This window comes from Collinsella sp. TM09-10AT (assembly GCF_003436275.1).
Lineage (GTDB): Bacteria > Actinomycetota > Coriobacteriia > Coriobacteriales > Coriobacteriaceae > Collinsella.
Map to the genome: position 1 here is coordinate 121,901 of NZ_QSOP01000005.1, position 12,664 is coordinate 134,564.

General features: G+C 62.7%; 12 protein-coding genes and 1 tRNA gene. 9 read left to right on the forward strand and 4 right to left on the reverse strand.

The window, feature by feature from the left end:
* The first annotated feature begins 25 nt into the window (after positions 1-25).
* From aroB to DXD77_RS03745, 8 genes are all read left to right on the forward strand, one after another.
* Positions 26-1,132, forward strand: a complete 1,107-nt coding sequence (gene aroB, locus DXD77_RS03710) for a 3-dehydroquinate synthase (protein ID WP_117564236.1) — start codon at positions 26-28, stop codon at positions 1,130-1,132.
* Complete coding sequence (gene aroA, locus DXD77_RS03715) at positions 1,126-2,445, forward strand: 3-phosphoshikimate 1-carboxyvinyltransferase (protein WP_089573431.1); 1,320 nt, start codon at positions 1,126-1,128, stop codon at positions 2,443-2,445. Before aroB ends, aroA begins: the two co-directional genes overlap by 7 nt.
* Position 2,446: 1 nt before the next feature.
* A complete protein-coding gene (gene aroC, locus DXD77_RS03720) occupies positions 2,447-3,544 on the forward strand; it encodes a chorismate synthase (protein WP_117564235.1) in 1,098 nt (365 codons plus the stop codon).
* Positions 3,545-3,680: 136 nt separating this feature from the next.
* Positions 3,681-4,826: a prephenate dehydratase gene (gene pheA / locus DXD77_RS03725; protein WP_117564234.1), complete on the forward strand. Its 1,146-nt coding sequence runs from the start codon at positions 3,681-3,683 to the stop codon at positions 4,824-4,826.
* Entirely contained in the window at positions 4,827-6,077 is a 1,251-nt protein-coding gene (locus DXD77_RS03730) for a shikimate kinase (RefSeq protein WP_117564233.1), read from the forward strand.
* A gap of 64 nt (positions 6,078-6,141) precedes the next feature.
* The gene (aroQ, locus tag DXD77_RS03735; protein ID WP_117564232.1) at positions 6,142-6,579 is read left to right on the forward strand and encodes a type II 3-dehydroquinate dehydratase; all 438 of its coding nucleotides are present in this window, start codon (positions 6,142-6,144) and stop codon (positions 6,577-6,579) included.
* Positions 6,580-6,708: 129 nt separating this feature from the next.
* Positions 6,709-7,200, forward strand: coding sequence for a helix-turn-helix domain-containing protein (locus DXD77_RS03740; RefSeq protein WP_117564231.1), 492 nt, complete (start codon positions 6,709-6,711; stop codon positions 7,198-7,200).
* A 29-nt stretch (positions 7,201-7,229) separates the two neighbouring features.
* The gene (locus DXD77_RS03745) at positions 7,230-8,072 is read left to right on the forward strand and encodes an IS3 family transposase (RefSeq protein WP_233506726.1); all 843 of its coding nucleotides are present in this window, start codon (positions 7,230-7,232) and stop codon (positions 8,070-8,072) included.
* A 63-nt stretch (positions 8,073-8,135) separates the two neighbouring features.
* Here the strand turns inward: DXD77_RS03745 and DXD77_RS03750 are convergent.
* From DXD77_RS03750 to DXD77_RS03760, 3 genes are all read right to left on the reverse strand, one after another.
* A tRNA-Arg gene (locus tag DXD77_RS03750) sits at positions 8,136-8,212 on the reverse strand.
* 54 nt (positions 8,213-8,266) lie between these two features.
* Positions 8,267-9,034 carry an ABC transporter ATP-binding protein gene (locus DXD77_RS03755; RefSeq protein ID WP_117564229.1) on the reverse strand — a complete coding sequence of 256 codons (768 nt, stop codon included), beginning with the start codon at positions 9,032-9,034 and terminating at the stop codon, positions 8,267-8,269.
* Positions 9,035-9,045: 11 nt separating this feature from the next.
* Positions 9,046-9,891 (reverse strand): ABC transporter permease, encoded by an 846-nt coding sequence (locus DXD77_RS03760; protein ID WP_231501564.1) that lies wholly within the window; start codon positions 9,889-9,891, stop codon positions 9,046-9,048.
* 160 nt (positions 9,892-10,051) lie between these two features.
* Between DXD77_RS03760 and DXD77_RS03765 the strand changes: the two genes are divergently transcribed.
* On the forward strand, positions 10,052-11,023 hold the full coding sequence (locus tag DXD77_RS03765; RefSeq protein ID WP_117564228.1) for a glycosyltransferase family 2 protein: 972 nt from the start codon (positions 10,052-10,054) through the stop codon (positions 11,021-11,023).
* A gap of 102 nt (positions 11,024-11,125) precedes the next feature.
* Here DXD77_RS03765 and DXD77_RS03770 read toward each other — a convergent pair whose 3' ends face one another.
* On the reverse strand, positions 11,126-12,580 hold the full coding sequence (locus tag DXD77_RS03770) for a sugar nucleotide-binding protein (RefSeq protein WP_117647769.1): 1,455 nt from the start codon (positions 12,578-12,580) through the stop codon (positions 11,126-11,128).
* Positions 12,581-12,664 lie beyond the last annotated feature (84 nt).

Below are 12,664 nucleotides of genomic sequence, written 5' to 3' on the forward strand. Positions count from 1 at the left end.
CGCCAGGTCGAAAGGACCGAAGCTTATGGCGATTACCATCGATATCGACACTGCACGCCCCTACCAGGTGCATGTTGGCACGTTTTTGCTGGAGCAGGCGGGACCGCTCGTGCGTGCCACTGCCGGCGGCACCAAGGCCGTCATCGTGACGGACACCAACGTGGGCCCGCTCTACCAGATGCCCGTTAAGCAGAGCCTGGAGGCGTCAGGCTACGAGGTGAGCATCTGCACCTTCGAGGCCGGCGAGGCCCATAAGCGCGCTGAGACCTACGTTGCCATTTTGGAGTTTGTGGCCGAGCACGAGCTTTCGCGCTCCGACGTGATCGTGGCACTCGGCGGCGGCGTCGTGGGCGACGTGGCGGGCTTTGTGGCCGCCACCTACATGCGCGGCTGCAAGTTTGTGCAGATCCCAACGAGCCTGCTCGCCATGGTGGATTCGTCGGTGGGAGGCAAGACGGCCATCGACCTGGCAGCCGGCAAGAACTTGGCCGGCGCCTTTTGGCAGCCGAGCGTGGTTATCGCCGACGTGGGGTGTCTGGCCACACTCACGCCCGAGCAGTTCGCCGACGGCTGCGGCGAGGTCGTCAAGCACGCCGTGATCGCCGACCCGGAGCTTTTCGCCGAGCTGGAGAAGACCCCGCTCACGCTGGAGCTGCTCAACCGCGATGTGGCCCGCGTAGCACTCATCATCGCCCGCAATATCGACATCAAGCGCGCCGTGGTCGTCGCCGACGAGCGCGAAACCAACCAGCGCAAGCTCCTCAACTTTGGACACAGCGCCGGACACGCCGTCGAGGCCTGCGAGCACTTTGAGCTGGGACACGGCAACTGCGTGTCGATCGGCATGGGCATCATCACGCGCGCCGCGGCCCTGCACGGCGTCTGCGATGCCGCACTGCCCGGTCGTATTGAGGAACTCTGCGCCCGTCATGGCCTCACGACCCGCTGTGACCTAGATGCCGATACCGTCTTTGCCGAGGCGCTCCACGACAAGAAGCGCGCGGGCGACACCATCGACCTGGTGATTCCGCACGGCATTGGCCGCTGCAGCATCGACCGCACACCGCTTTCCACTTTCCACGAACTCATTGCCGAGGGCCTCGGCCAGAAGGGAGACGCATCCGCATGCTAGCCCGCATCACCCCGTCCCCGCTCAAGGGCACCGTTCCCGCCATCGCGTCCAAGTCGATGGCGCATCGCCTGATCATCTGCGCTGCGCTTGCCAACGGCGAGACGCACGTCACCTGCAACACCACCTGCGCCGACATCGAGGCCACGGTGCGCTGCCTTACGGCACTGGGTGCTCGCATCGAGACCGTCGAGGACGGCTTCCAGGTCCACCCCACCATGAAGAGTGTTGAGTTTGGCCTGCTCAAGGCCCTTGCCGGCGGCACGCTTGACTGCGGTGAAAGCGGCTCCACGCTCCGCTTTATGCTGCCTGTCGCCTGCGCGCTGGGTGCAGAAGCAACTTTTGTGGGTCAGGGGCGCTTGGGCGCCCGCCCGCTCTCCCCGCTCTCGGACGAGATCATCGCCGCCGGCTGCGACCTACAGGGTCTGGGCGGTTTTCCGCTCAAGACGAGCGGCCGCATGCGCCCGGGCACCTTTGTGCTTCCGGGCAACGTGAGCTCGCAGTATATCTCCGGCCTTCTGCTGGCAGCCCCGCTGCTGGCCCAGCCCTCCTGCGTGCAGGTAACCGGCCTCATTGAGAGCCGTCCCTACATCAACCTGACGATCCAGGCCATGAAGGCCTTTGGCGTCGAGGTCAACGTCGAGCGTATTCCGGCCAAGGACGGCCAGCCCGAGGTCACGAACTTCCGCGTGAGCAGCGGCTCGTACCGCACGCCCGGCAGCGTAGCCGTCGAGGGCGACTGGTCCAACGCCGCCTTTTGGCTGTGCGCCGGTGCCATCGGCAACGACCCCATCACCGTCGAGGGCGTGTCGCTGAGCTCCGCACAGGGCGACCGTAACGTGCTTGCCGCGCTTTCGCGCTTTGGCGCCCGCATCGTGCGCTCCACCAACGCCGCCACCGTGCAGTCCGACAAGCTCGCCGGCTTTGAGATGAGTGCCCACGACATTCCGGACCTGGTGCCCGTCATCTCGGCCGTGGCCTCACTGGCACAGGGCCGCACCTTTATCCGCGATTGCGCCCGTCTGCGCATCAAGGAATCCGACCGCCTGGTCACCACCACCCGCGAGCTCACCGCGCTGGGCGCGCAGGTGCGCATTGCCGGCGATGACCTCATCATCAAGGGTGTCGATGCCTTCACCGGCGGCGAGGTCGATTCGCACAACGACCACCGCATCGCCATGATGGCCGCTATCGCCGCGAGCCGCGCCGCCGGCGAGGTCGTGATCCACGGCGCCGAGGCCGTCAACAAGTCCTATCCCGATTTCTTCGACCACTACCGCCTGCTGGGCGGCAAGGTCACACTCGAGGAGGAATAGCATGTCCTCGACCTTTGGCAACGTCTTGCACGTAAGCATCTTCGGCCAGTCGCACTCCCCCGCCATCGGCTGCTCGCTCGATGGCGTCCCCGCCGGCATCGCCGTTGACCAAGAAGCGCTGCAGGCCTTTTTGAACCGTCGCGCCCCCGGTCGCGACGAGACCGCGACCAAACGCCGCGAGGCCGACGCCGCCCACATCATCGCCGGTGTGGTCGATGGACATACCACGGGAGCACCCATCGCCGCGATTATCGAGAACACCAACACGCGCTCAAAGGACTATTCCGAGCTGCGCCGCAAGCCCCGCCCCGGACACGCGGATTTTCCGGCGCGCGTGAAGTATCACAACATGCACGATGTCGCTGGTGGCGGGCATTTCTCCGGCCGCCTGACGGCACCCCTGTGTATCGCCGGCGGCATTGCGCTGCAGGCACTCGAGGCCCGCGGCATTAACGTGATGGCGCATGTGGCGCAGATCGGCGGCATCTCCGACCTGCCGATGGACGATATGGTCTATCGCGAGGCCGACCGCAAGGCGATCCTGACGAACGATCTTCCTTGCATTGACGCCGCCGCAGCCGGCCGCATGCGCGAGGAAATCCTAGCCGCGCGCGACGAACTCGACAGCATCGGCGGCATCGTGGAGTGCGGCATTTACGGGCTTCCCGCGGGCATCGGCGACCCCATGTTCGACGGCATCGAGAACCGCATCGCGCAGATCGCGTTTGGCATTCCCGCCGTAAAGGGCGTGGAGTTTGGCATGGGCTTTGCCGTGGCCGCCATGCGCGGCAGCGAGAACAATGATCCGTATCGCATCGATGCCGAGACCGGCGAGATCGAGGTCGAGTCCAACAACGCCGGCGGCATCCTGGGCGGTATTTCGACCGGCGCGCCCGTCATGTGGCGCATGGCCGTAAAGCCGACGCCCTCCATTGGTCGTGAGCAGCAGACGGTGGACATGGACGCTATGGAAAATGCCGAGCTCTCGGTCCACGGCCGCCACGATCCCTGCATCGTCCCCCGAGCCGTCCCCGTAGCCGAAGCAGCCGCCGCCCTCGCGATTTGGGACGCTCTCCTCGAGGACGCAGACCAGCTCTAAAAATCTCCGGGGGCCAACTCCGGCCCCCACGCCCACCCAGTGATTTTTCTGGGACGGGGATTAAAAAATCATTGTGTACCTAATGATTTTTTAATCCCCGTCCCAGAAAAATCACCGACTCGTGAAAGGGGTCTCCATGGACCTTGCCGATATTCGTCAGGCCATCGATGGCATCGACGCCACGCTCCTCAACAGCTTTGTCGAGCGCATGGACATTGCCACCGAGGTCGCCAAGTCAAAAATCGAGATGGGCAAAGCCGTCTTCGACCCCGCCCGTGAGCGCTCCAAGCTCAACAACCTCGCCAGCCGCGCGCCCGAGCGCTATGAGGCACAGACCATCACCCTGTTCCGCTTGCTCATGAGCATGAGCAAGGCCGAGCAGCAGCGCTACATCAACGAGCTCAAGGGCATCACCGTCTCGCAAAAGGCCCACGCCACGGCTACAGCCTCCGACACGCCCTTCCCTCAAACGGCCACCGTCGCCTGCCAGGGCGTCGAGGGCGCTTACAGCCAAATCGCCGCGTGCAAGCTCTTCGACGTGCCCGACATCGCGTTTTTCGAGACCTTCGAGGGCGTCATGCGCGCCGTACGTGACGGCTTCTGCGAGTTTGGCGTGCTGCCCATCGAAAACTCCACCGCGGGTTCCGTCAACGCCGTCTACGACCTGCTCGCACAGTTCGATTTCCATATCGTGCGCTCGCTGCGCCTCAAGATCGACCATAACCTGCTCGTCAAACCCGGCACCAAGCTCGCAGACGTGCGTGAGGTCTACAGCCACGGCCAAGCCATTGCCCAGTGCGCCGGCTTTATCGAAGCCCACGACCTGCACGCCACCAAGTACCCCAACACGGCCATGTCGGCCGAGATGGTCGCTAACTCCGACCGCACCGACGTTGCCGCCATCGCCTCGCGCAGCTGTGCCGCACTGTATGGCCTGGAGATACTGGAATCCAACATCCAGGACTCGGACAACAACTACACGCGCTTTGTCGTCATCAGCCGCGAGCCACGCGTCTACCCCGGCGCCAACCGCACCTCGCTCATGATTACCACGGCCAACGAGCCGGGCGCGCTCTATCGCGTACTCGAGCGCTTCTACGCGCTCAATATCAACCTCATCAAGCTCGAGAGCCGCCCCATCCCCGGGCACGACTTTGAGTTTATGTTCTACTTTGACCTGGACTGCCCCTTTGGCAGCAAGGCCCTCGATGACCTGCTCGATTCCATCGACGACGTGTGCGAGAGCTTCACCTACTTTGGCAGTTACACGGAGGTGCTCTAGATGACCGATGTCGCCGCAACCCGCCCCTACGGAGTGCTGGGCCGCGTGCTGGGCCACAGCTACACCCCGACCATCTACAAGGAGCTCGCGGGGCTCGAGTACGTACGATTTGAGCGCGAGCCCGAGGACCTCCAGGCTTTTATGACGGGTGACGAATGGGAGGGCACCAACGTGACCATCCCCTACAAGCGCGCCGTCATGGAATACCTGGACGAGCTGAGTCCACTCGCCGAGCGTATGGGAAACGTCAACACCATCACGCGCCTGCCCGACGGCCGCCTGCGCGGCGACAACACCGACTACTTTGGCTTCCAATGCCTGGTCGAGGAGCTGGGCGTCGAGGTTGCCGGCAAGAAGGCCCTCGTGCTCGGTGCCACCGGTGGCGCCGGCACCACTGCCAGCATGGTGCTCGGCGACCTGGGCGCCATCGTCGTGCCGGTCGGCCGCACGAGCGAAGTCAACTACGACAACATCGCGCAGCAGTCCGACGCCGCACTGCTCGTCAACTGCACGCCCGCCGGCATGTTCCCCCACTGTCCCGATGCCCCCTGCACGCTCGAGGGGCTCGATGCGCTCGAGGGCGTCATCGACATTGTCTACAACCCTGCACGCACGGGCCTGATGCTCGAGGCCGAGCGCCGCGGCATCCCCTGCATCGGCGGCCTGCTCATGCTCGTGGCCCAGGCGGCGCAAGCCGTTGAGCGCTACACCGGCCAGGTCACTCCGCGTGAGCGCATTCTGGACGTAACGGAGCGCCTGTCACGCCGCGAACAGAACATCGCGCTGATCGGTATGCCGGGCTCGGGCAAGACCCGCGTGGGCGAGCAGATTGCCCTGCTCACGGGGCGAGAGCACATCGACCTGGACCGCGCCCTCGAGGAGCGCCTGGGCATGCCCTGCGCCGACTTTATCGTCGAGCGCGGCGAGGCGGCCTTCCGCGAGCAGGAGACGGCGGCGCTGACCGGCATCTCCAAGCGCAGCGGCCTGGTGCTTTCCACGGGCGGCGGCGTGGTCACGCGCGACGAGAACTACCCGCTACTGCACCAGAACAGCCAGATCGTGATGCTCAACCGTAAGCTCGACGAACTCGCCCACAAGGGTCGCCCCATCACCGCCCGCGATGGCATCGACAAGCTGGCCGAGCAGCGCATGCCGCGCTACCGCGCCTGGGCCGACTACCTCATCGACTCGCGCGATTGCGCCGCCAACACCGCCCAAGCCCTCCTCGACACCCTCCCACCCGCTCTCTAACCAAAACCACCACAAAGGGGACAGGCACCTATGTGGCGGTTTCTCGACTGCAAAGGAAGCAAACATGAAAGCACTCGTCATCAACGGCCCCAACCTCAACATGCTCGGCATTCGCGAGCCGGGTATCTACGGCAGCGACAACTACGACCGCCTGGTCCAGATCTGCCAGGAGGCGGGCGCCGCGCAGGGCTTTGACGAGGTCGAGGTCTTCCAGTCCAACCACGAGGGCAGCATCGTCGACAAGATCCAGGAGGCCTACGGCAAGGTCGACGGCATCGTCATCAACCCGGCGGCATACACGCATACGAGCGTGGCGATCCTCGACGCCCTCAAGGCCGTCGCCATCCCTGCCGTCGAGGTACACATCAGCGCCGTAGAGACACGCGAGGACTTCCGCCAGGTAAGCTATGCACGCCTAGCCTGCTTCGCCACCATCACCGGCGAAGGCCTGCAGGGCTACGCTCACGCACTGGAGCTGCTGAGGGAGCGTATCGAAAAGTAAAATGCCAACCCCAACAAACAGCAGCGGCTTGCTCGCACTCGGCTCCAGCAGCACACAAGATGAAAAAAGCCCAGACCACCAATGAACTGCCTCCCATTTCTTGGACATGAGAAATGGGAGGCTTTCTTTATGCGCGTTGATTTGAGAGTGAAGCATGATGTCGAGGCCAGGAAGGCGGCCATAGGGCTCTTCGAGCTCGGGCACGGGTATAAATCTGCCGCGATTGCCCTTTCGCTTCCCGTGGAAGCCGTGAGAAGACGGCAGGAGATATACCGCGCATTCGGGAGCGAGGTGCTGCTGCGCATGGACGGAAAGCAGGGCAGGTACACATACGAGCAGAAGGTCGCCGCCGCCTCCGCCGTCGTCGACGGCGGCATGACGAAGACCGAGGCGATGGCGGCGTTTGGCATAATGTCGATGTCGCCGCTCAAGAAGTGGTGCGCGCTATACCGCCGGGGCGGCGCGGAGGCCCTGCGCCCGAGGCCCAAGGGCCGGCCGAAGGGTTCCAAGGCGAGGCCGCGGACCCGCGAGGAGGAGCTCGAGGAGCGGTGCCGTAGGCTCGAGGCCGAGGTGGCCTACCTAAAAAAATTACGCGCCCTGGTCGAGAGGGACGGGCTCTGACCAGGGCGAAGGCCGAAGCGGTCGCGGCCCTGCGCGCCGAGGGGCACGCGCTCGGGCACCTGCTCGCATGCGCCGAGCTCAAGCGGTCGACCTACTACTACGCCCTCGCGCACCCGCCGAGGCCCACGCGCCCCGAGCTCCGGGAGGCGGCCGCCGAGATCTTCTCGCGCACCGCCAACGGCTGCGGGCACCGGCAGATAGCGATGTGCCTCAGGGCGGAAGAGGGGGCCGTGATAGCCGACAAGACCGTGCTCAAGATGATGCGCGAGATGGGGATCCGCTGCGGTATCAGACGCGAGACGGCCTACCACGGGTACAACTCGTACAGGGGCGTCGTCGGCAGGACGTTCGAGAACGTGATCGCGAGGGATTTCGACGCCGGGGCCCCGTGGCGGAAGCTGGGGACGGACGTCACCGAGTCCAAGGTGGCGGGCGGCAAGGCCTACTGGGCCCCGACGCTGGACTTCTGCACCAAGGAGATCGTGGCGAGCGACATATCGACCACGCCCGACATGGCCCAGCAGGTCAGGATGCTCGACGAGCTGCTGTCCAAGATCCCCGAGGGCGCCGCCCCGACCATGCACTCGGACCGGGGCCGGCAGTACCAGCGCGCCTCGTACACATCCAGGCTCGAGGCCGCCGGCATCGTCCAGAGCATGTCCAGGAAGGCGAACTGCATCGACAACGCCGCCACCGAGCAGCTCTTCGGCCACGTCAAGGACGAGTTCTACCGGGGCCGCGAGTGGGAGACGTTCGAGGATTTCAAACGCGACCTGGAGGAATACATAGTCCACTGGAACACGAGCCGGAGGCAGGTAAGATTGAAGGGCCTGACCCCGGAGGAGTTCCGGAATCAGGCCCTCGCGGCCTAGTCGCTATTTAGGGCGTCCAAGATTTGGGACGCAGTTCACAAGCGGTCCGGGCTTAATAAACGATGGTGCTCCATGGCGGATTCGAACCGTCGACCTTGGGATTAGAAGTCCCCTGCTCTATCCAACTGAGCTAATGGAGCAAATAACCGCACGCCCAAGCAAGCGCAAACCTGTCAGGCGCAAGTAATTATAACCTAGTTGAACTGCTCGCGGTACGCCTTGCAGACCTCATCGACCGGGCCGTCCATGCGAAGGTCACCCTTCTCAATCCAAACGGCACGCTGGCAGATGCGTTCAACCTGCTCCATGGAGTGCGAAACGAACAGAACCGTCACGTCGCCGCTCTGGATAAAGTGCTGGATGCGGGCCTCGCACTTCTGCTGGAAGAACACATCACCGACGGACAGCGTCTCGTCAACGATCAGAATATCGGGCTCGGTAATCGTCGCGATTGCAAAGGCAATACGCGCAACCATGCCCGAGGAGAAGTTCTTAAGCGGCATGTCGACAAAGTTCTGAAGCTCAGCGAACTCGATAATGCCGTCAAAGTTGGCGTCGATGAACTCCTTGGTATAGCCGAGCAGGGCGCCGTTCAGATAGATGTTCTCGCGGGCGGTCAGCTCGGGATCAAAGCCGGCACCAAGCTCAATCAGCGGCGCGATGTTACCGTGCACCTTAACGCTGCCCTCGCTTGGCTCAAGCACGCCAGCGATAATCTTGAGCATCGTAGACTTGCCGGAGCCATTGGTGCCAACCAGACCCACGACCTCGCCACGATGAATATCAAACGAAATATGCTTAAGCGCCCTAAACTCCTCAAAGAACAACTCGTGCTTGACAAGCTTGATGAAGTACTCCTTGAGGTTGGTCAGCGACTCGGACGCCATGTTAAAGATCATGGTGACGTCGTCGACCTCGACAGCCAGAGGCTGCTCGCTGTAATCAACAACAGATTCAGTCATCACAGCACTCCTTAGATGTAGAGGATGAACTTGCGCTCGGACTTATGGAACACGGTATAGCCAATAACAAGCGCAAGAACCGCCCAAGCAGCGCACATACCAAACGTCATAAGCGAGGGCGTAGTTTGGAACAGAAAGATATCGCGCATAAACTGCAGGTAGTTGTACATGGGGTTCGCATACATCAAGATACGCACGAGATGCGGCATTTGCGCAATATAGTCAGTCGTCCAGAAGATGGGCGTAATATAAGTCCACGCCGTAATGACGACGCTCCACAGATGCATAACGTCGCGGAAAAAGACCGTAAGGGCAGAGAGCATCATGCCCAGGCCCATGCAGAAGCACATAAGCAGCAGCAGGCAAACCGGCAGCAGAATCAGGTGCCAAGAAGGCATAACGCGGAACCACAGCATGACGATGGCGACGGCGACCAGCGAGAAGGCAAAGTTCACGAGCGAGAAAAGCACTTTCTGCACCGGGAAGACCCAGCGGTGCACCTTAACCTTCTTGAGCAGAGGGGCAGCACCCACGATCGACGTTAGGGCCTGGTTCGTGGACTCGGACATGACGGCAAAGGTAACGTTACCCACGATTAAGTACAGCGGGTACATCTCGGGCGTCATTGATCCATTGCGGCCCTGGCCAAAAATCGTCGAGAACACGATGGCCATGACGATCATCATCAGCAGCGGGTTGAGAACCGACCATGCGACGCCCAGAACGCTACGGCGATACTTGATCTTAAAATCCTTGGTAACCAGCTGACGAAGGATAAACGCGTCCTTCTCAAATTCGTTCTTAGCAAACGTCGCAGGCAGACTGCGAGTTTCTTGTTGCTTTGTCTGATCCGACACGGATGCAACTCCTTTACTCGTAATCGTTGACAAACGAACAGTATAGACCCGACGGCCATGCAAACGATTCGCGCAACAAAACTGGAGAACTAACCCACATCTTAGGATGCCAAGCCCAAACGGCTATACTTTCAAGAATTGAATGTATAAGGAGCATTGAGTGAATTCTGAATCCATCGCCGTCATCATCCCCTGCTACAACGAAGCCCTCACGATCGGCAAAGTCATCGACGACTTTCACCGCGAGCTTCCGCAAGCGACGGTCTACGTCTATGACAACAACTCGTCGGACGATACCTCACGCATCGCCACCGAGCACGGCGCCACGGTCCGCTTTGAGCCCCGTCAGGGAAAGGGCAACGTGTGCCGCCAGATGTTTCGCGATATCGACGCCGATTGCTACCTGATGGTCGACGGCGACGACACCTACCCCGCCGAGGCGGCCAAGGCCCTCTGCGAGCCTATCCTCAACGGCGCGGCCGATATGACCGTAGGCGACCGCCTTTCCAACGGCACCTACGCCGAGGAAAACAAGCGTGCTTTCCACGGCTTTGGCAACAATCTGGTCCGCGCCATGATCAAGTGGATCTATGGCTACAGCTTCGATGATGTCATGACCGGCTACCGCGCCATGAGCCGCCCGTTCGTTAAAACCTTCCCTGTGCTTTCCGAGGGCTTCCAGATCGAAACCGAGCTCTCGATCCACGCCGTCGACCACCGCTGGCGCATCAAAGATGTGCCCATCGAGTACCGCGACCGTCCGGAAGGCTCCGAGTCCAAGCTCAATACCGTGAGCGACGGCATTAAAGTCGTCACGATGATCGGCACGCTGTTCAAGGACTACCGCCCGCTGAAGTTCTTCAGCCTCGTCGCGCTTCTGTTTGCGGTGATCGGCCTCGCCCTGGGCATGCCCATCGTTGTCGAGTATTTCCAGACCGGCCTCGTTCCGCGCTTCCCCACCGCCATGCTCGCCGCGTCGTTTATGTTCCTGTGCGGCCTGAGCCTTGCAACCGGATTCATCCTGGATTCTGTAGCAAAGGTCGAAAAAAAGCAGTGGGAGGTCAACGTATATAGCAAGTACGCCTACGACGACCAGCCCGGCCACCCTACTTCCAAGCCAAGCGAGAGGTAGATCTTCCGCAAAATACTATTGGCACCACTGCGCAGATAGCCACCAACAAGAAAAGCCGCCGTTAAAGAACGGCGGCTTTTACTCTCGAAAAGTTAATAGCGCCTAGAGCGTCTTGATGTACTCCCCCAGCTCTTCCTCCCAGTCGGGCATGTGGAAGCCGGCAGCCTCGAGCCTGGACAGGTCGAGCGCGGAGTGGACCGGGCGCGGTGCGATGGGGCCGGCGGCGCTGGCGTAGTAGTCGGCCGTGGAGACCGGGACCACCTTGCCGCCGTTGCCGTTGGCGGCCTCGAAGACCTCACGCGCGATTTCGGCCCAGGAGGCGACGCGGCCGCTGCCGGTGCAGCCGTAGGTGCCGTAGGGGGCCTTGTTCTCCAGCACGTGGAAGATGGCCGCGGCCATGTCGCGCGTGAAGGTCAGGCGTCCCAGCTGGTCGTCAACGACGGTGATCTGGGTGAGCTTATCCCCCGGGTCGGCGACGCGGTCGGACAGCGCCTTCATGGTCTTGACGAAGTTGTGCCCCTCGCCGATGACCCAGCTCGAGCGCATGATGTAGTGGCGCGGGCAGCCGGCCACGGCGATGTCGCCTGCCGCCTTGGTCTGGCCGTAGACGGACAGTGGGCTGAGGGGCTCGTCCTCGTCATGGACCTCGGCGGTGCCGTCAAAGACGTAGTCGGAGGAGACGTGCACGAGCGTGATGCCGTGCTCGGCGCAGGTGCGGGCGAGGAGCGCCGGGCCGGTCGCGTTGGCCTTCCAGGCGATGACACGGCCCTCGGGGGTCTCCGCTTTATCCACGGCCGTGTAGGCACCGCAGTTGATCACGGTGCCGTAGAGCGACCAGTCGTACTGTACGTAGGCGTCCGGGTCGGACATGTCGAAGGTGTCGATGTCGCAGAAGTCGAAGTCCTTCGCGACGCCGCGCTCCTCCGCCAGCGCGCGGACCGCATGGCCCAACTGGCCGTTGCAGCCGGTGACGAGGGTGCGCTTCGGCGCCATGGGGACGACGTCCTTGAGCATCGGGTGGTTGAGGTCGGCATCGGAGACGGTGGCCTCGTCGAGCGGGATGGGCCACTCGATGGCGAGCTCGGGGTCGGCGAGGTTCACGAAGGTGTAGGTCCTCTTGAGCTCCGGCGACCAGTGGGCGTCCACCAGGTAGGTGTAGGCGGTGCCGTCCTCCAGGGCCTGGAAGGAGTTGCCCACGCCGCGCGGCACGTAGATGGCCTTCGAGGGGTCGAGCACGGTCGTGTAGACCTTGCCGTAGGTGGCGCTGCCCTCGCGCAGGTCCACCCAGGCGCCGAAGACGCTGCCGCGGGCCACGGAGATGAACTTGTCCCAGGGCTCGGCGTGGATGCCGCGGGTGACGCCGCGGCTGTCGTTGTAGGAGATGTTGTTCTGGACGACGCGGAGGTCCGGGATGCCCAGGGCGGTCATCTTGGCGCGCTGCCAGTTCTCCTTGAACCAACCGCGCGAGTCGCCGTGGACGGCCAGTTCGACGACCTTCAGGCCCTCGATGCCGGTCTCGGTGACGGAGAGGTCCTTCTCGAATGCGATGTCTGCCATGTGGGAAAAGCTCCTATCGAAGAGGTTGGGTAACCGGGGGCGCCCGCGCGGGGCCGCAGGGTCATCCCCATGCCCTGCGGCCCC

Excerpts from the sequence above, each read along its gene's own strand:
- aroB (WP_117564236.1), top strand. The coding sequence starts at position 26 with ATGGCGATTACCATCGATATCGACACTGCACGCCCCTACCAGGTGCAT.
- aroA (WP_089573431.1), top strand. The coding sequence starts at position 1,126 with ATGCTAGCCCGCATCACCCCGTCCCCGCTCAAGGGCACCGTTCCCGCC.
- aroC (WP_117564235.1), top strand. The coding sequence starts at position 2,447 with ATGTCCTCGACCTTTGGCAACGTCTTGCACGTAAGCATCTTCGGCCAG.
- pheA (WP_117564234.1), top strand. The coding sequence starts at position 3,681 with ATGGACCTTGCCGATATTCGTCAGGCCATCGATGGCATCGACGCCACG.
- DXD77_RS03730 (WP_117564233.1), top strand. The coding sequence starts at position 4,827 with ATGACCGATGTCGCCGCAACCCGCCCCTACGGAGTGCTGGGCCGCGTG.
- aroQ (WP_117564232.1), top strand. The coding sequence starts at position 6,142 with ATGAAAGCACTCGTCATCAACGGCCCCAACCTCAACATGCTCGGCATT.
- DXD77_RS03740 (WP_117564231.1), top strand. The coding sequence starts at position 6,709 with ATGCGCGTTGATTTGAGAGTGAAGCATGATGTCGAGGCCAGGAAGGCG.
- DXD77_RS03755 (WP_117564229.1), bottom strand. The coding sequence starts at position 9,034 with ATGACTGAATCTGTTGTTGATTACAGCGAGCAGCCTCTGGCTGTCGAG.
- DXD77_RS03770 (WP_117647769.1), bottom strand. The coding sequence starts at position 12,580 with ATGGCAGACATCGCATTCGAGAAGGACCTCTCCGTCACCGAGACCGGC.